The sequence below is a fragment of the Bacillus sp. FSL K6-1033 genome (assembly GCF_038630765.1).
Lineage (GTDB): Bacteria > Bacillota > Bacilli > Bacillales > Bacillaceae > Bacillus > Bacillus altitudinis.
This window is the reverse complement of the sequence record NZ_CP152041.1, coordinates 1,914,170-1,932,364: the sequence shown is the minus strand read 5'-3', so window position 1 is coordinate 1,932,364 and position 18,195 is coordinate 1,914,170. Positions and strand designations below refer to the sequence as shown.

Below are 18,195 nucleotides of genomic sequence, written 5' to 3'. Positions count from 1 at the left end.
ATCACTTGATGATCAAAGTTGGGGGTAGTGTTCAAAATGTTTCAAAATGATGTGAAACAACCGTTGAGTTGGGAAGAATTTCATGGTCCGAACCTCGGCTACGTGCTCGAGCTCTACGATCAATATGTCCAGGATCCTACTAGTGTTGATGAAGACATAAGAGGCATATTTGATGAACTTGGTGCACCACCGAGTGAAATGAAGGAGGAAATTGGGAAAAAAGAAAATAGCGTAGTTACTTCTGAACAAATCCAAAAGATAGCATCAGTCGTTAAACTGGCAGAAGACATCAGAACGTATGGCCATTTAAATGCTTCCGTCAATCCTCTTCGTAAAGAAAAGGAATTACAAGAGCTGTTTCCATTAAAGGAATACGGTTTAACTGAAGAAGACGTTAAGAATATTCCAATATCAATTATTAGTCCAGATGCACCTAAACACATTTCAAACGGCATAGAAGCCATTAACCATTTGAGAAATACGTATAAGCGTACCATTTCATTTGAGTTTGATCACGTACATGACTTCGAAGAGCGCAACTGGCTCTCTAAATCTATTGAGTCTGGCGAATTATTTAAGAAAAAACCAGCAGATAAACTAGTTTCTGTACTCAAAAGATTAACAGAAGTCGAGCAATTTGAGCAGTTCCTTCATAAAACATTTGTTGGACAAAAGCGTTTTTCTATTGAAGGATTAGACGCACTTGTTCCAGTACTTGATGAAATTATATCCGAGTCTGTTACACAAGGGACTTCAAATATTAACATTGGAATGGCACATAGAGGCCGTTTAAATGTATTAGCACATGTGTTAGGAAAGCCATATGAGATCATTTTCTCAGAATTCCAGCATGCGCCTAATAAAGAGCTTGTACCATCAGAAGGCTCTATCGGCATCAGCTACGGATGGACAGGGGATGTAAAATACCATCTCGGTGCTGACCGCCAAATCAAAGATGAAGATACAAAGAGTGCAAGAGTCACACTTGCCAATAACCCAAGTCACTTGGAATTTATTGACCCGATTATTGAAGGAAGCACTCGTGCAGCTCAAGAATCGCGTACTCAAAAAGGCTATCCAGTTCAAGACGTTGAAAAAGCGTTAGCCATCTTAATTCATGGGGATGCTGCATTTCCTGGAGAGGGAATTGTCGCAGAAACATTAAATTTAAGTCAATTAGTCGGCTATCAAGTGGGGGGAACAATCCATATCATTGCCAACAATATGATTGGATTTACCACAGAAAGCAATGAATCTCGTTCAACGAAATACGCTAGTGACCTTGCAAAAGGTTTCGAGATTCCAATTGTTCACGTCAATGCAGACGATCCAGAAGCTTGTTTAGCAGCTGTTCAGCTGGCGGTAGAATACCGCAAACGGTTTAAAAAGGATTTCTTAATTGACTTGATTGGCTACCGCAGATATGGCCATAACGAAATGGATGAGCCTTCTACTACTCAGCCAATGCTGTACGATGCGGTCAGAAAGCACAAAACGGTCAAGAATATCTTCGCAGATAAGCTTGTCACTGAGGGCCTTCTGTCAAAAGAACAAAGAGAAGAAATTGAGCAGGCTGTCACGGCAAAAATTGAAGAAGCTTATAAAAAAGTACCTTCAAAGAAAGAACATACGATTCAAGAAATCGAACTGCCAGAGCCTGTATCTAACGGCTTCCCTGCAGTTGATACATCGGTAGAGTTTGATGTATTAAGAAAGCTGAATGAAGAATTAATTAGCTGGCCGAAAGACTTCCAAGTATTCGGTAAGCTAAAGCGGATCCTTGAAAAACGTGCAAAAGTGTTTACAGATGATCGCAAAGTGGAATGGTCACTTGGTGAAGCACTGGCATTTGCATCTATATTAAAAGACGGTACACCAATTCGAATGACCGGACAGGATTCTGAGCGAGGCACATTTGCTCAAAGAAACCTTGTTCTTCACGACAGTCAAACGGGAGATGAATTCATTGCTCTTCATGAACTGAGTGATGCAAATGCATCATTTACAGTCCATAATAGTCCACTGTCAGAAGGCTCTGTCATCGGGTTTGAATATGGTTATAATGTCTATTCTCCTGAAACATTAGTGATTTGGGAAGCTCAATTTGGAGACTTCGCAAATGCGGCTCAAGTGTATTTTGATCAATTTATTTCAGCAGGCCGCGCCAAGTGGGGACAAAAGTCAGGGCTTGTGATGCTCTTGCCACATGGATATGAAGGACAAGGTCCAGAACATTCTAGTGGAAGAACAGAACGCTTCTTGCAATCAGCTGCTGAGAATAACTGGACAGTTGCGAACCTGACAAGTGCAGCTCAATACTTCCATATTCTTAGAAGACAGGCGAAAATGCTGCTTCGTGAAGAGATTCGTCCTCTTGTCATCATGACACCGAAGAGTCTGCTTCGTAACCCGAACACATTATCCGAAGTCCAAGAACTAACAGATGGACAGTTCCGTCCAGTTCTTGAACAGCCGGGCCTTGTGCATGATCATGAAAAAGTAACACGCCTTGTGCTATCGAGCGGGAAGGTATCGATCGATATTAGTGATCGTTTTACTCAAATGGAAGACTCAAAAGATTGGCTTCATATTGCGAGAGTGGAACAATTATATCCATTCCCAGCCAAAGATATTAAAGCCATTTTATCAAAACTGACGAACTTAGAAGAAATCGTATGGGTGCAAGAAGAACCGCAAAATATGGGCGCTTGGGGATATATTGAGCCATATTTACGTGAAATTGCATCTGAAAAAGTGAAAGTACGTTACATCGGCCGCAGAAGACGTTCAAGTACGGCTGAGGGTGATCCAACTGTTCATAAAAAAGAACAAGAACGAATTGTATCTGATAGCTTGACTCGCAAAAACTAAGGGGGAAATGAAAAATGGCGGAAATTAAAGTACCTGAATTAGCGGAATCAATCTCGGAAGGAACAATTGCTCAGTGGCTAAAACAGCCGGGCGATTATGTTGAGCAGGGGGAATACCTGTTAGAACTTGAAACAGATAAAGTCAATGTCGAATTGACAGCTGAAGAATCTGGTGTTCTAAAAGAAGTACTGAAAGATTCTGGTGACACTGTCCAAGTTGGAGAAGTCATCGGAACGATTGCAGCAGGTGAAGCTGGCGGAAGCGAGTCCGCAGCTCCAGCACCTGAGCAAGATTCTGCATCAGCTTCGAAAGAAGAACCAGCAGCTGAACAAAAAGAAGAGGCAGCAAAAGAAGAGCCGAAATCTGGTAATGGCAGAACGATCGCTTCTCCAGCAGCTAGAAAACTAGCAAGAGAGAAGGGGTTAGACTTATCTGAGATTCCAACCGCAGATCCGCTGGGCAGGGTACGAAAGCAGGATGTAGCTTCTTACCAAAAGAATGAAGCTCCTGCAAGTGCACCGAAAGCCGCGCCAAAAGCAAATGCTGCGGTGCAAAATGATCAAGCAGGGAAACCAGTTGAGCGTGAAAAAATGTCACGCCGCAGACAAACCATTGCAAAACGTTTAGTTGAAGTTCAACAAACGGCAGCGATGCTGACAACATTTAATGAAGTCGATATGACAGCTGTCATGGATCTAAGAAAGCGTCGCAAAGATGCCTTCCTTGAACAAAACGATGTGAAACTGGGCTTCATGTCCTTCTTCACAAAAGCAGTGGTAGCAGCACTTAAAAAATATCCACTTCTCAACGCAGAAATTCAAGGTGATGAGCTTGTCATTAAAAAATTCTATGACATCGGTATTGCTGTAGCCGCCAATGAAGGGCTTGTGGTACCAGTTGTCCGTGATGCAGACAGACTATCATTTGCTGGAATTGAAAAAGAAATCGGTCATCTTGCGAAAAAAGCAAGAGATAACAAATTATCGCTCAATGAATTACAAGGTGGATCATTCACGATCACAAACGGAGGAACATTTGGTTCTCTGCTTTCAACACCAATTTTAAACAGTCCTCAAGTTGGAATTTTAGGTATGCATAAAATTCAGCTTCGTCCTGTTGCAATTGATGAAGAACGCTTTGAAAACCGTCCAATGATGTATTTAGCTCTTTCATACGACCACCGTATTGTCGATGGTAAAGAAGCTGTTGGGTTCCTTGTCACGATTAAAAATCTACTTGAAGATCCTGAACAGCTATTGCTTGAAGGATAATCGAAAGAAAAAGCTAGTACCGATGAGGGTACTAGCTTTTTTGGTCTTTATTTTCTGGGTAGCCTCTTTTTGACCAAAATGTTGCCAGCCAAGAGCCAGATAAATTATGCCATACGCTAAAAATGGCACTGGGAACGGCGGCAAGTGGAGAAAAATGTGCGGTTGCAAGGGCTGCGCCAAGTCCAGAATTTTGCATCCCTACTTCTATTGAAATTGCTCGTTGAGAAGGAATGTCCATTTTACACCATTTTGCAATGAGGTAACCCAATAATAGACCAAGAGCATTATGTAAAACAACAACGGCAAAAATAAGCAGTCCAGATTGCAGAATCTGTTCTTTATTTGCGCTGACAACAGCTGCAATGATGGCGACAATGCCAGTAACAGATACAAGCGGGAGTGCTTGTACAGCATACGTCACTTGTTTTTTAAAAAACAATTTGACGATGACCCCTAAAATAATCGGAATTAAGACAACTTGGACAATCGACAAAAACAAAGCACCCGGTGATACAGATAACCAAGATTTTGCAAAGATATAAATGAAAACAGGGGTCAAAATGGGAGCAAGTAGTGTCGAGATCGTTGTCACGGCAACGGATAAGGCCGTATTTCCTTTCGCCAAAAAGGTCATTACATTGGATGCAGTCCCGCCTGGACAGCAGCCAACGAGAATGACACCGACAGCGATTTCAGAAGGCAAATGTAACCCATAGGCCAATAAAAATGCAATGAGTGGCATTAATGTATACTGCGCTAAAACCCCTATCAATACATAAAGAGGCTTTCTAAAAAGCTCTTTAAAATCTTCAGAAGACAGTGTCAGCCCCATGCCAAACATAATAATGCCAAGTAAAAAAGGGATATAAGGTCCAATCAAAGAAAATGTCGCAGGAAAAGTAAAGCCTAGACAAGCAAAGACAATGACCCATATAGCAAATGTTCTTCCTGCAAAGTGACTAATGTGTAAAAGGGTCTTCATACTATCATTCAACTCTCTTTCTTTTCATATCTTTTCTATTTTAAATGAATTTTCTGAAAAAACAACCTATGATTTTACATCTGGCGCTCATAATATTATTATGTAAACTAATAAAAAAACCACATAGTATATGAACTACGTGGAGTATGCGATCAAAAAGGTGTCCATTTCACTTGTTGAGCCTGTTTTAGTCTTGCTTCTGGCTCACGCCAGTCAACGACATTCCACCACTGGTCTACATATTGCGCCTTCTCATTTCGATATTGGAGGTAATAGGCATGCTCCCACACATCAAGAGCAAGAAGGGGGATGATGTCCCATTGCGAGAGGAACTGATGGCGCTCTGCTTGTAAAATGTCTAAACGCTGAGATCTCGGGGACCATACAAGGATCGCCCATCCGACACCTTCTACTTGTTTGGCAGCAGCTGAAAAATGTGACTTGAACGCCTCATAGCTGCCAAATGATTGATCAATGAGACGAAGCATTTGACCAGTAGGTTTTCTTTTTCCTGAAGGACTCATTGAAAACCAAAAGATACAATGTAAATAATGTCCTGCCCCATGAAAGGCAAGTTCACGTTCCCAATGCTTGATCATCGTAAAGTCGTTGGTTCTTCTTGCTTTTTTTAGCGCAAGTTCAGCTTGATTTAGACCATTAACATAAGTTTGATGATGCTTTTGATGGTGCAAGTACATAATTTCTTTTGAAATATAAGGTTCGAGCGCGTCATACCGATAAGGCAGTGGTGGTAACTGATGATTTCCAGCTGCTACATCGCGCACTTCTTCGTGTGGCTGCATGTCTTCTGCAATCCTTTCGGCTAGTTCGTACCATTCTTGTTCACTCGAATGATCTTCCTCCATTTTGAGTCGTAAATTTTCCACTTTTCGATGAATTTTATCATCTTGCCACACATGTTGAATGGTGCTAAGCCACTCTTTGAGCTGTGAGCGATATTCTTCTTTATTCATGTATACGCCTCATTTCGTTTAAAAATGTAGAACAAGCCATCATCGGAAACACAAATGGGTAGCTATGATAGGTGATGTAAAATTGTTTTGGTAGTCCAATGCCGACTGGATAGTACATGGCTTCTTCAGTATGGTGATGGTTCACTAAAAAGGAGACAGCTTTCAAAATGGCTGCGTTATTTGCTTTCTCATATTGGAGGAGCGCCTCGGTCGCCCATGCGGTTTGAACCACTGTGCCAAAGGGAAGCGGGACATAGGTTTTCAGTTCTGCACTTTTACACGATTCTCCGAAACTGCCATCTTCAAGCTGAATCTGCTTTAGAAAACGGCACGCTTTTTGCACAGCAGGGTGTGAGGAGGGAACGCCGGCCGCTTTCAGTCCTGTTAACGCTGCCCAAGTTCCATAAATATAACAAACACCCCATCTGCCAAACCATGATCCGTTTTTCTCTTGGTGGTCAATGAGCCATTTTACACATCGATCTTTTTGCCTGAGAATCGAGGGTGAAGCAGTATCTTTTTCTTCTAAACCAATCAAACGGAGCACACGACCAGTAATATCAGGAGTTGACGGATCAATCGCCGCATCCTCCGCAGATTCAAGCGGAAGGTGACGAAGTAGAAAGTGATCTTGATTTTTTTCAAAAGCAGAAAAGCCGCCATCACGGTTTTGCATGGAGAGAAGCCAGTCATATCCTCGTTTCCACTGAAGTGGAGCGTATTCTTTTGGGATCGCTTTTAACACAATTTGCGTGTCATCACAATCAGGATTATTCGTATTGATATGTGAGAAACCAAAGCCCCCGGGAGCAGCATGACGGTTATGAACTGCCCAATCCGCTTTCTTCATTTGCTGCCGGTCCAGCAAATAGGTGAAGGAATTCATGATCATGGGATCTTCTCGTTTTCTTCCTGTTCTTTGAGAAGCGTAACTGACAAGCGCTGTATCCCACACAGTCGAGGTGGAATTCTCAGCATATATCTTGCCTTGACAGGAGGTGACGAGCCTTTTCATACCTCTGACTGCTTTTTGGATGAGATGATGTCCAGGGGAGTACCCAAGGCTCATGAGGGCATAGACCATAAAGATGGTTGCACTTAAGTAACTATACAGCGTCCCATCTTTTTCAAGACGGTCAAACATGTATCGCTTTGCCGCTTCATATCCGAAAAAGTCGAGCCGGCTGTCGAGGGCTGTATATGACCGCATATACATGAGGAAGTGATCAGTCGAACGTTCTTCTCTTGCCATAAACCAGTCAAATGGATTTTTAGACATGTTTTCATCAAGATGGGCTAATGATGGAAACGTAGCATGAGAGGTGTACCGTTTGTTCAGTGCGATCATCATGGGTACAAAATGAATCCTTGCATAGGCACTAAGGTGGTAGAAGTGCAGCGGAAAAGAAGTAGGGATGAGTAAAAGAGAAAGAGGTGCATAGAAGTAGGGCCAAGGGTGCATGCCATTTACGGCAAGCATCCACTTTGTCATAAAATGAACGCTCTTTAGTCCACCTTTTGAGCGAATATATTGTGCTGCTTTTTCCATATGGGGCTCGTCTTTTTGAAATCTGCCAGATGCGAGCATGCCGCAATAACCTTGTACTGTAGCTGTGAGATGTCCCGACTGGTCATGATACAAAGAAAAGGAACCATCTTCATTTTGTTTGGCATGTATTGCTTCGGCCAATTGATGGATCAATTGCTGATCAGGGTCACCAACGGCTTTTAACAGCATAATGAAAAAAGCATTTGTCATCATAGGTCCTTCAAAGCAGAAAATAAATGCGCCATCTTCTCTTTGTCTGCGTTCTACCTGCATGTGCAGTTCATCGATATATTCGTTGACTCTCGTTTTAAAATCTTGCATTCGGCCATGCTCCTTTCCTTTATCACTATATTCAGGAGTCGGCCTGTCACATGCCAGCACAAAAAAAGCCGATGACATCGTCATCGGCTTTCTTAAATGATTAGTCTTGCAGATTAATCCACACGCTTTTGACTTCTGTATAGTTGTTAAGGGCATATGATCCCATTTCTCTGCCAAGGCCTGACTGTTTATATCCGCCAAACGGGGAGGCGGCATCAAAGACATTATAGCAGTTGACCCAAATGGTTCCTGCTTCTAGGCGTGCAGCGATATCGTGAGCATGCTTTAAGTTTTCTGTCCAAAGTCCTGCCGCTAACCCATAGTCAGATTGATTGGCCCGTTCGACCACTTCATCAATGGAATCGTAAGGAATCGCAGATAGAACTGGACCGAAGATCTCTTCTTTTGCGATTGTCATTTCATCTTCTACATCTTTAAAGACAGTAGGGGAGACGAAATAGCCTGCTTCATAAGGGCAGTCACCACCGACTACGGCTGTTGCACCTTCTGACTTCCCTTTTTCAATATAACCTAACACACGTTCATGCTGCTCTTTACTCACTAGAGGCCCAATCTGGGTATCATGATGAAGACCAGCTCCTTGTTTTAATGATGTCGCATATTTAGCCATTTGATCGACGACTTCATCATATTGGCTCCGGTGCACAAAGACCCTTGATCCTGCACAGCACACTTGGCCTTGGTTAAACATCACGCCGTTTAATGCACCTGGAATGGCTTTCTTTAAATCGGCATCTGGTAAAATAATATTCGGCGATTTTCCGCCAAGCTCTAAAGTAACACGCTTGATGGATTTGGCTGCTTTCTCCATGATCAATTTCCCAACACTTGTTGATCCAGTGAAAGCCAGCTTATTGACATCAGGGTGATCGGTTAATGCTTCACCGGCTGTTTCGCCGAATCCAGGAACGATGTTAATCACGCCTTCTGGGAATCCGGCTTTATCCACTAATTCAGCTAAATATAAAGCAGATAGTGGCGTTTGTTCGGCTGGCTTTAAAACGATGGTGCAGCCTGTTGCTAGTGCAGCACCCATTTTCCACATGGCCATGAGCAGCGGGAAGTTCCAAGGAATGATTTGTCCCACAACGCCCACAGGCTCATGGCGGGTATAATTAAAATATCCCTGACTGACAGGAAGGGTTTGTCCAGTCATTTTTGTGGTCCACCCTGCATAATAGCGCATGTGCTCAATGGCAAGAGGGATATCCGCATTGGTTGTTTCATTAATTGGTTTTCCATTATCAAGTGTTTCAAGCTGAGCCAGTTCTTCTTGGTGTTCTTCCATTAAATCTGCCAGCTTAAACATCAAGCGGGCACGTTCGGCTGCAGACATAGAACGCCAAGGTCCATGGAACGCCTTTTTAGCAGCTTTTACTGCCTCATCAATGTCGGCTGCACCTGCTTCATATACATCAATAAGGGTTTCTCCTGTGGCAGGGTTAGGCGTAGAGAATGTTTTGTTATCATGACTTGTGACAAACTGACCGTTAATGTAGAGTTTTTTCGTCCCTTGGAGAAAAGATTCGAGTTTTGAACTGATTTGAAGTGTTGTAGAGCTCATAAATAAACAAACCTCCTTAAAGATATGGGTTGTTCTGCGAGTTCTAGGTGGAAAAAGTGAACATGAAGCCATTTGTATACGCACACGCATGTAAACGTATACATTTATCATATTACACGACATCTTTGAAAGCAATCGATAACACTCATTGCATTTCACGAAAAATTGGCTACAATAAATGTATAGATGAAAAAAGGAGTTTTTAAATCATGATCCATCAAAACTGGCAAACGGCTGAAACGGTAAAACAAGTAAAATGTGTACATACAAATGCGAAAAAATATATGGTTGACCGGGCATTAACGGTTGGACACACATATGATGTGAAAAATGAAACAGAGGAATTTCTCTTTGTTGTTGATAATACGGGTAAAGTAGGCGGGTACTACAAAGAGTATTTCGAAGACAATTCTGCTGAATGATTTTGATGGTCATCACTCATACTAAGAAAAACAGTAAAGGGTGATGATGATGAAAAAGCAGCAGCAAGAAGAGCAGAAACATCAAAATGCTTGGCATGACAATGAAGATGCTGATATGGCGATGACACTTGAGCAAATTTCTGACGTGTATGCCGAAGGAACGATTGATACCCCGAAAGATGAATAGTCATTTAAAACAGTGATTTTACATAATCACTGTTTTTTTATGGTCTCATAACGAATGATTTCTTGAAAAAAACTGAAACTTTTTTCCTGCTTTAACAGTCTAAATAAGTAGAGGAAAGAGCATCGGATCAAAAAGAAAAAGTTAAATGAAATTTAATCTATTCGTAATGGAATAACGACGATTTATAGCGTATTCTATAAGTGAGAATAAAACGTACCCACAGAGCCGTGTGGCCGTTTTGTCATAAAGGAATTTGATGCAGGAAGAGGGGGTTTACGTGGGTATTTTTTCTGTCAGTAAACAAAATGATCATAAAAAATTCGAATCCTTATTAATTGAAGGAGAAAGAATTGAGGCTGTTTACAGACTGCGTCACGACCAAATTTGTTTTACCAATAAACGACTGATCTTTGGCGATAACCGCGTATTTTCTAAAAAGAAAGTCAGGGTCTCCTTGCCGTATCGATCAATTGAAAGTTTTGCCATTCAAGAAGCTGGCGTGTTTGATCAGGACACTGGTATGCTGCTTGTTACAAGCTCAAAAGTATTTGAACTCGATTTTTCTAAAGATACAGATTTGAGTGACGTGCAGGCCATTTTAACAAAACATCTTTGCTGATCAACGATGCGATTACATAGATCACATGCACTTTTCTCATTCTTTGTTCTTATTTTTATCTATCGCATATCCCTTGAGCTTTTCCCATCACAGTGGGGAAGGCTTTTTTCTATTCGTGTGTTTGAATCACATCAAAAAAGGATAAAGATGAAACAGATACAGAAAGGAGAATGAACAATGAAAGTATTAGTTGCTGGAGCAAACGGACATACAGGGAGACTTGTCATTCGATATTTAAAAGAAAAAGGACATGAGCCGCTTGCTCTCATTCGAGATGAAAAACAAGCAGATGCACTAAAAGAACTTGGTGCAGCGCCTGTCATCGGTGATCTTGAAAAGGATGTGACAGATGCTGTGAAGCAAGCAGAAGCTGTCATCTTTGCAGCTGGTTCAGGCTCAAAAACAGGTGCAGATAAAACCATCGCTGTTGATCAAGAGGGGGCAAAACGCCTCGTTGATACAGCCAAAAAAGAAAATATTCAGCATTTTGTGATGCTGAGTTCTTATAATGCCGACGATCCTCATCAAGGAAAAGGACAAGGCAGTATGGAGATTTATTATGAAGCGAAAAGAAAAGCCGATGAACATTTAAAACAGTCTGGTCTTTCTTACACCATTGTGCGGCCAGGAGCACTGCTGCATGAGGAGAAGACAGGGAAAATAGAAGCGGCGGCTCATATTCCAGACTATCGTGACATTGAGATTTCAAGAGAAGATGTAGCCACTGTCTTAGTGGAAAGCTTAACGGAATCCAATGTTAAAAATAAAGCCTTTGACTTAATCAAAGGTGATACACCAGTAGAAGAAGCACTTCGTAATCTTTAAATGAAGAAAGCTGCTGCCAAAGGCGGCGGCTTTTTTGATGTTTTCATTTCGCATGGAGCGGGAAGGTAAAGAGAAAGGAGTGATTGACCGTGAGCTTAACGAAAGAGCAAAAAGCTGATTTATATGAAAGACTTATTCAATTAAAAGAAGATGTGAAAGGATCAAAAAAGAAAGAAGAATCCATGCTGGTCGAATCGAATGAGATTTCAAATGGTGTTGGAAACCATATCGCAGATCACGGAAGCATCTATTTAGATCGCATGACCGAACAGACGCTGGATCAAGTCGACGATCAGCTCGAAGGTGAAATTGATGCGGCGCTTAAGCGGATGGAAGACGGAACATATGGAATTTGTGAAAAAACAGGAAAAGACATTCCATATGAACGTTTGAAAGCAGTACCCTATACTCGTTATTCAATTGATGCAAAGAAAAATGAAGAAACCAATCAAGATCCAAATGAATTTGACCGTTCGTTCTCTGAGCAAATGCGTGATTTAACAAATAGTGAAACAATGGATCAATTACATTCAGATACGTATGAAAGGCTAGAAGAAGAGCAAGATGTTGATGTAGATGAGGAAAAATAACATGATGAGAGGAATTTATGTTTTCTCACCATAATGTTTTCCCACGTCTACATGGACAAAAATCTTGTATACATGAGTATTTTTTTAGAAAAAACATATCTTGAAATTTAATAAACTTTCGTGTAGTATAGTTTAAAGGCTGCGATGCGCGTAATGTTAATTAAGTTTTAACCTTTAAGCTGTAATAGGGAGTTTTATATTGAAGCCGGAATGTCACGCCTCCTTCGAGAGGAAGACAGGAACGTTTCTGCAAACACCCACTTTGAGGAGTGGTGGTTTAAAACTTTCTTACTTAGATTACGGCATCCGCAGCTTTTCCTAGGATGATTCAAGCCATTTTCCATTTTTGGAAAATGGCTTTTTATTTTGTCCAAAATACGATTTTGAACAGACCGAATGTGGATGTACAAATGTATGTTAAAATAGACAAAACAAACGACGGAGAGGGAATTGGATGTTACAACAAGCAGAAGCACTTCTTAAACAATATTATGGCTTTGATGCTTTTAGACAAGGACAAAAACAAGCCATTGAATCGATTGTGAATAAACGGAAGGATACGGTCTGCATTATGCCGACAGGCGGAGGGAAATCGGTTTGCTACCAGATTCCTGCCCTTATGATGGAAGGAACGACAATCGTTGTATCTCCGCTAATTTCTTTAATGAAAGATCAGGTTGATGCGTTAAATGAGATGGGAATACGATCGTCCTTTTTAAATAGTACACTTTCAGCAGGTGAAATGAATACAAGGCTGAAAAAATGTGAACAGGGGGAGTATGATTTGCTTTATATCACCCCTGAACGCTTACAAAATGAACGTTTTTTTCAGCTGCTTGATCGATTGACGATTCCTTTAATGGCTATTGATGAAGCGCACTGTATATCTGAGTGGGGACATGATTTTAGACCGAGCTATCGCTTTATACAAGAATGTGTAAACAAGCTTTCAAAAAGGCCTGTTATTGTAGCATTAACAGCCACTGCTACAAAGAAGGTCCAACAGGATATATGTGAGCAACTTGGCATGGACGAAGAAGAAACAATCTTTACTGGTTTTGCTAGAGAAAATTTGTCTTTTCAAGTGGTGAAAGGGCAAAACAGCGACCAATTCATCACACAATATATGAAGAAAAACAGTCTTGAGTCAGGCATTATTTATACAGCCACACGAAAAGAAGCAGATCAAATTTATCATCGTCTAAAAAAGCAAAAGATCAAAGCGGGTGTTTATCACGGAGGATTAGATGATGAAGTCAGAGAAGAACAGCAAAATCTTTTTTTAAATGATGATATTCAAGTAATGGTAGCTACATCTGCATTTGGTATGGGGATTAATAAGTCTAATGTACGTTTTGTCATTCATCATCAAATTCCAAGAGATATTGAAAGTTACTACCAAGAAGCAGGACGTGCCGGGAGAGACGGGCTTGAAAGTGAATGCATTTTACTGTTTTCACCGCAAGGCGTACGCGTGCAGCGCTTTCTCATTGAACAATCAACAGAAGATGAATTGCGGTATCAGCATGAATTGCTCAAGTTGAGACAAATGGTAGACTACTGTCATACGGAACAGTGCCTTCAGCAATTTGTGATGGATTACTTTGACCAATCATCAAGTGCCCCTTGTCAAAAATGCAGCAACTGTCTAGACGAGAGAGAGCGTGAAGACGTCACGAGAGAAGCACAAATGGTTTTGTCGTGTACCGTTAGAATGAACGAACGATTCGGAAAAATGATGATTGCTCAAGTATTAGCCGGCTCTAAAAACAAAAAAGTGCTTGATTTTGGTTTCGACCGGCTTCCTACTTATGCTTTAATGAAACAGCATTCAGCCCAACATATCAGTGATTTCATTGAGTTTTTAATTACAGAAGAGTATTTACACATGTCTGAAGGAGCTTTTCCAACACTAAAAGTGACACAAAAAGGAAAGAAAGTGCTAGTGGGGCAGGAGACCGTCTATAAAAAGCAGGCGATAAAGGCAGAGGCTATTCAAGAAAATGATGCATTATTTGAGCAGTTAAGAATGGTCAGAATGAAGTTGGCAAGAGAGCAGGGCGTTCCGCCATTTGTTGTCTTTTCTGATCAAACATTGAAGGAAATGTCAGCAGTAGAGCCTAAAACAGAAGAAGAACTTTTAAATATTAAAGGTGTCGGCGCACAAAAAAGAGAGAAATATGGAGATGTTTTTTTAGAAGAAATACGTTTATTTATAGAAAAAGAGAAAAAATAAAGAGTTTGAAGAAGGAAAATAAATTTTTTTCGTTTCACTTGGACGCGTTTTCATCATGATGATTTCCATCCCTACAAAACCTTGATATGATGCGGAATTGAGCCATTTAGTGGGCTGATTTACCAATGGAGAGAGATGTTTCATGTAAAGGAACTGTAATCTAAAACATATCGTTTTGTTATTGAAATGACATTTACATATGTTACGATAGCACTCGTTAGCCGCCATAAAAAGCTAACAAGGGAGGATTTACTTTATGAAGAAGACTATTATGTCCTTGGTTGCTGTTGCAGCAATCTCAACAACAGCATTAGGAGCACAGCAAGCTTCTGCAAAGGAAATCACTGTACAGAAAGGTGATACACTTTGGGGAATCTCTCAAAAAAATGATGTGTCTCTAAAGGACCTAAAGGGTTGGAACAATTTATCTACAGACATGATCTATGTAGGAGATAAATTGACAATCTCTTCAAAAGAGAAAACTCAGGAGCAGTACAAAGTCCAGAAGGGGGACAGCCTCTGGAAAATCGCTCAAAAATTCAATGTGTCAATTAGCGATATTAAGTCTTGGAATAACTTAAACTCAGATATAATTATGATTGGTTCAACATTAAGTGTTGCTGGTCAAAGCTCAGCTCCGGTAAGCTCAGAACCTGTTCAAAAACAGGCACCTGTCCAAAAAGAGCAAACAACGAAAAAAGCTGCTCCTAAAAAGGAAACAGCTAAAGCAGAATCATCTTCTGCTAGTCAAAGTGTTCAAAAAGAAATGACTGTAACGGCTACGGCTTATACAGCAAATGATGGTGGCATCTCAGGTATCACTGCAACAGGGGTAAACTTAAACAAAAACCCAAATGCAAAAGTAATCGCAGTAGATCCTAATGTCATTCCATTAGGAAGTAAGGTTTATGTTGAAGGCTACGGTGAAGCCATCGCAGCAGATACTGGCGGCGCAATTAAAGGTAACAAAATTGATGTACACGTACCAAGCAAATCCCAAGCTAAAAATTGGGGAGTAAAATCAGTCAAAGTGAAAGTACTTAACTAGTAGTCTATTGTTTTTGGAAGAAAGCATCAGGTGGCGGCCTGATGCTTTTATTATACCTTTTTTTGGCCGGAAATACACATATTTTTCTGAAAAATTCGCATTTTCGACAAAAACCAGCGTATAAGCCCATCTCAACGCTGGTTTTTGTGTCGTTAGCTATCCACCCAATAAATTTCTCCGCTTTGCTCTTTCCAATTAATTTGGACATCAAAATGGTGTTTTTCATAAAAATGAATCAGGCGGTCCACATGGTTCCAATCTCTTTTGACGAGATCCCCAGTAATGACTGGAATGTTTTGCTCTCTTGCGATTTCTTTTAAATGCTTCATACAAATTGATCCATAGCCATTATCAGGCGGGCCTTTAATATCGGCAATGTGAATCTTTCCTTCTTCAGGATATTCCACGATCAAGGAAAAATCAGATTGTCCACGAAAAGCTTTTTCGCAATCGCTTAACATGATTTTGCACGTATCTGCATTCTCAATTGCAGATACGATCATCCATTCATCTTCCTTCGCTTGATCAATGCCAATAATCTTTGCTTTTTTTGAAATATCTTTTATATTTTCTTGCATTCGATACATTTGGAACTGCAACTGCTGTAATTCTTGTTCTAATGTCTTCACATCTTTTGTTGTTTCCTGTAAGATTGACAAGTCTATTGCTCCTTTCATAGAAGAGTTGATAAAAACCACACAAATTCCCATTCTAAAGGAAGTGAGTGGATCTTTCAAGCCGCTAGAAGGCAGGCAATCGGCAAGTTTGTCTAAAATTCGACGAAGACAGCGAATTCATTGACTTTAGAGAGAAAGTTAAATAACATACTCTTAGTCGGAACTAATAAAGAGAGGTTTTCAAACATGAACGAACAGAATCAAAAACCGAAAAATTTCACCGGCATTGTTGTCTTTTTAACAATTGCCATAAACGGCTTAATTGCTTTATTATTTTTCATGCCAAAAACAGATAAATTTAGTCATCTGGATATTACATTTCTGCCGTTACTGAATGCCGTGATGAACAGCTTTACGTTTATCTTTTTACTTTCAGCGCTCATTATGATTAAACAAAAGAACATTAAAGCCCATAGACGATTTATCTTTGCGGCTTTTTCAACAACACTTGTCTTTTTAATTTCGTATGTGACGTATCATTCAATGGCAGCTGATACACACTTCGGGGGAGAAGGAATCATTCGTCCGATTTACTTCTTTATTCTCATCACACATATCGTCTTATCTGCCGTCATTGTACCGCTTGCACTGATCACTCTCTTTAGAGGCGCACAAATGCAAGTCGAACGTCATCGTAAAATTGCCAGATGGACCATGCCCCTTTGGCTCTATGTCAGTCTAACAGGTGTCATCGTATATATTATGATTTCTCCATACTACAGCTAACGTATGTCCATCTGGACATACGTTCTTTTATTTACAAGATGAAGTGCTTTGGATAAAATGGGAATTGGGTATCCGACTTGCACGGTATCTTCCCACCTATAGAATCACATCATGTCTGGCCGTTTGCTCGTTTGGAGAACACAATTGAACGAAACGGGGGTTATATGATGACTGAACAATTGCAGTACAAACCGGGGCTTGAAGACATTGTGGCAAGCGAAACGTCAATTTCGTTCCTAGATGTCCAGCAAGAAGAAATTGTGATTCGCGGTTATGACCTCATCGAGCTGGCACAAAACAAGACGTACTTAGAAACAGCCTATCTGCTCATTTATGGAAGATTACCAGATGCAATGGAATATCACCAATTTCAGCAAGATATTTCCTCACAAACAAGCTTACATCCAACCATTCAAAGCATTTTGACAAAACTGCCAAAAACCACTCACCCAATGGATGCCATGAGAACGTGTTTATCTGCTCTTGCAGGGTACGATGAACAACTGAATGATCGATCAGAAGCATGCCAACAAGCGCGTGCCGTTCGATTACTTGGCCAGCTACCAGCGATTGTTGCGGGAAGCTATCATATTCTCACACAAGACACCACACCTACTCCAGACCAGACCAAATCCTACACTGAAAACTTTCTAGCGATGTTAACAGGCCGCACTCCGGCACAAGACGAAATCCAAGCATTTGACCAAACGCTCACGCTTTATAGTGAGCATGAGCTGCCGAATTCAACATTTGCAGCAAGAGTCATTGCATCTACTCATTCTGACATGTATGGTGCTTTTACTGGAGCGATTTCTTCATTAAAAGGTGACTTACACGGAGGCGCAAACGAAGCAGTCATGCACATGCTGCTCGAAGGCAAAACAACAGAAGGTTTCCTTGCGCTCATCGAACGTAAATTAGCCGCAAAAGAAAAAATGATGGGCTTTGGACACCGGGTATATATGAGAAAAATGGACCCAAGAGCGGCTCTTTTAAAACGATCATTGAAAACGCTTACCGAATCAAAAGGAGATACGACGCTTTATGACATGTGCGTCGCAGGCGAGGCATACATGAAAGAAAAGAAAAACCTCTATCCAAACCTTGATTATTACGCAGCACCTATTTATTACGTGCTCGGCATTCCTATTTCACTTTATACACCGATTTTCTTTGCTGCGAGAGCAAGCGGATTAGCAGCGCATGTCATCGAGCAGCATTCACACAATCGGATTTTTAGACCGAGAGTAAGATATTTAGGACCAAGAGGATTAAAAGTCTCAAATGATGATGGAAAAACGGGGGAATGAAT

General features: G+C 40.8%; 16 protein-coding genes and 1 other RNA gene. 12 read left to right on the top strand and 5 right to left on the bottom strand.

Annotated elements, in window-relative coordinates; genetic code table 11:
- The first annotated feature begins 36 nt into the window (after nucleotides 1–36).
- Together sucA and odhB are read left to right on the top strand one after the other, a co-directional pair.
- Nucleotides 37–2,871: a 2-oxoglutarate dehydrogenase E1 component gene (gene sucA / locus MHH31_RS09685; RefSeq protein ID WP_035391743.1), complete on the top strand. Its 2,835-nt coding sequence runs from the start codon at nucleotides 37–39 to the stop codon at nucleotides 2,869–2,871.
- Nucleotides 2,872–2,885: 14 nt separating this feature from the next.
- Nucleotides 2,886–4,142 (top strand): 2-oxoglutarate dehydrogenase complex dihydrolipoyllysine-residue succinyltransferase, encoded by a 1,257-nt coding sequence (odhB, locus tag MHH31_RS09680; RefSeq protein WP_047946567.1) that lies wholly within the window; start codon nucleotides 2,886–2,888, stop codon nucleotides 4,140–4,142.
- Between the two features lie 31 nt (nucleotides 4,143–4,173).
- Here odhB and MHH31_RS09675 read toward each other — a convergent pair whose 3' ends face one another.
- The 4 genes from MHH31_RS09675 to MHH31_RS09660 form a co-directional block, all read right to left on the bottom strand.
- Complete coding sequence (locus MHH31_RS09675; RefSeq protein WP_061419360.1) at nucleotides 4,174–5,124, bottom strand: bile acid:sodium symporter family protein; 951 nt, start codon at nucleotides 5,122–5,124, stop codon at nucleotides 4,174–4,176.
- Nucleotides 5,125–5,276: 152 nt separating this feature from the next.
- Nucleotides 5,277–6,098, bottom strand: a complete 822-nt coding sequence (locus tag MHH31_RS09670; RefSeq protein WP_058336743.1) for a superoxide dismutase — start codon at nucleotides 6,096–6,098, stop codon at nucleotides 5,277–5,279.
- Entirely contained in the window at nucleotides 6,091–7,968 is a 1,878-nt protein-coding gene (locus MHH31_RS09665; protein ID WP_058336744.1) for a prenyltransferase/squalene oxidase repeat-containing protein, read from the bottom strand. Before MHH31_RS09665 ends, MHH31_RS09670 begins: the two co-directional genes overlap by 8 nt.
- Before the next feature lie 100 nt (nucleotides 7,969–8,068).
- A complete protein-coding gene (locus tag MHH31_RS09660; protein ID WP_019743300.1) occupies nucleotides 8,069–9,553 on the bottom strand; it encodes an aldehyde dehydrogenase family protein in 1,485 nt (494 codons plus the stop codon).
- Between the two features lie 209 nt (nucleotides 9,554–9,762).
- Between MHH31_RS09660 and MHH31_RS09655 the strand changes: the two genes are divergently transcribed.
- The 8 genes from MHH31_RS09655 to MHH31_RS09620 all read left to right on the top strand — a co-directional run bounded on the left by MHH31_RS09655 (nucleotide 9,763) and on the right by MHH31_RS09620 (nucleotide 15,480).
- Nucleotides 9,763–9,975, top strand: coding sequence for a DUF6501 family protein (locus MHH31_RS09655; protein ID WP_017367443.1), 213 nt, complete (start codon nucleotides 9,763–9,765; stop codon nucleotides 9,973–9,975).
- Between the two features lie 49 nt (nucleotides 9,976–10,024).
- Nucleotides 10,025–10,162, top strand: coding sequence for a YozQ family protein (locus MHH31_RS09650; protein WP_072368424.1), 138 nt, complete (start codon nucleotides 10,025–10,027; stop codon nucleotides 10,160–10,162).
- A gap of 277 nt (nucleotides 10,163–10,439) precedes the next feature.
- The gene (locus tag MHH31_RS09645) at nucleotides 10,440–10,781 is read left to right on the top strand and encodes a PH domain-containing protein (protein WP_008346505.1); all 342 of its coding nucleotides are present in this window, start codon (nucleotides 10,440–10,442) and stop codon (nucleotides 10,779–10,781) included.
- A 177-nt stretch (nucleotides 10,782–10,958) separates the two neighbouring features.
- Complete coding sequence (locus tag MHH31_RS09640; protein ID WP_058336745.1) at nucleotides 10,959–11,606, top strand: SDR family oxidoreductase; 648 nt, start codon at nucleotides 10,959–10,961, stop codon at nucleotides 11,604–11,606.
- Nucleotides 11,607–11,695: 89 nt separating this feature from the next.
- Nucleotides 11,696–12,196 (top strand): TraR/DksA C4-type zinc finger protein, encoded by a 501-nt coding sequence (locus tag MHH31_RS09635; protein ID WP_058336746.1) that lies wholly within the window; start codon nucleotides 11,696–11,698, stop codon nucleotides 12,194–12,196.
- 133 nt (nucleotides 12,197–12,329) lie between these two features.
- A non-coding RNA gene (gene ssrS, locus MHH31_RS09630) (6S RNA) lies at nucleotides 12,330–12,515 on the top strand.
- A gap of 135 nt (nucleotides 12,516–12,650) precedes the next feature.
- The gene (gene recQ / locus MHH31_RS09625) at nucleotides 12,651–14,432 is read left to right on the top strand and encodes a DNA helicase RecQ (protein ID WP_024718583.1); all 1,782 of its coding nucleotides are present in this window, start codon (nucleotides 12,651–12,653) and stop codon (nucleotides 14,430–14,432) included.
- A 256-nt stretch (nucleotides 14,433–14,688) separates the two neighbouring features.
- On the top strand, nucleotides 14,689–15,480 hold the full coding sequence (locus MHH31_RS09620) for a 3D domain-containing protein (RefSeq protein WP_007500712.1): 792 nt from the start codon (nucleotides 14,689–14,691) through the stop codon (nucleotides 15,478–15,480).
- Between the two features lie 152 nt (nucleotides 15,481–15,632).
- On the opposite strand, the gene MHH31_RS09615 is transcribed toward MHH31_RS09620, so the two are convergent.
- Nucleotides 15,633–16,139 (bottom strand): GNAT family N-acetyltransferase, encoded by a 507-nt coding sequence (locus MHH31_RS09615; RefSeq protein WP_082627019.1) that lies wholly within the window; start codon nucleotides 16,137–16,139, stop codon nucleotides 15,633–15,635.
- 204 nt (nucleotides 16,140–16,343) lie between these two features.
- On the opposite strand from MHH31_RS09615, the gene MHH31_RS09610 reads away from it, so the two are divergent.
- Together MHH31_RS09610 and mmgD are read left to right on the top strand one after the other, a co-directional pair.
- Nucleotides 16,344–16,883: a DUF420 domain-containing protein gene (locus MHH31_RS09610; RefSeq protein WP_008346516.1), complete on the top strand. Its 540-nt coding sequence runs from the start codon at nucleotides 16,344–16,346 to the stop codon at nucleotides 16,881–16,883.
- Nucleotides 16,884–17,050: 167 nt separating this feature from the next.
- On the top strand, nucleotides 17,051–18,193 hold the full coding sequence (gene mmgD / locus MHH31_RS09605; RefSeq protein WP_058336747.1) for a citrate synthase: 1,143 nt from the start codon (nucleotides 17,051–17,053) through the stop codon (nucleotides 18,191–18,193).
- Nucleotides 18,194–18,195 lie beyond the last annotated feature (2 nt).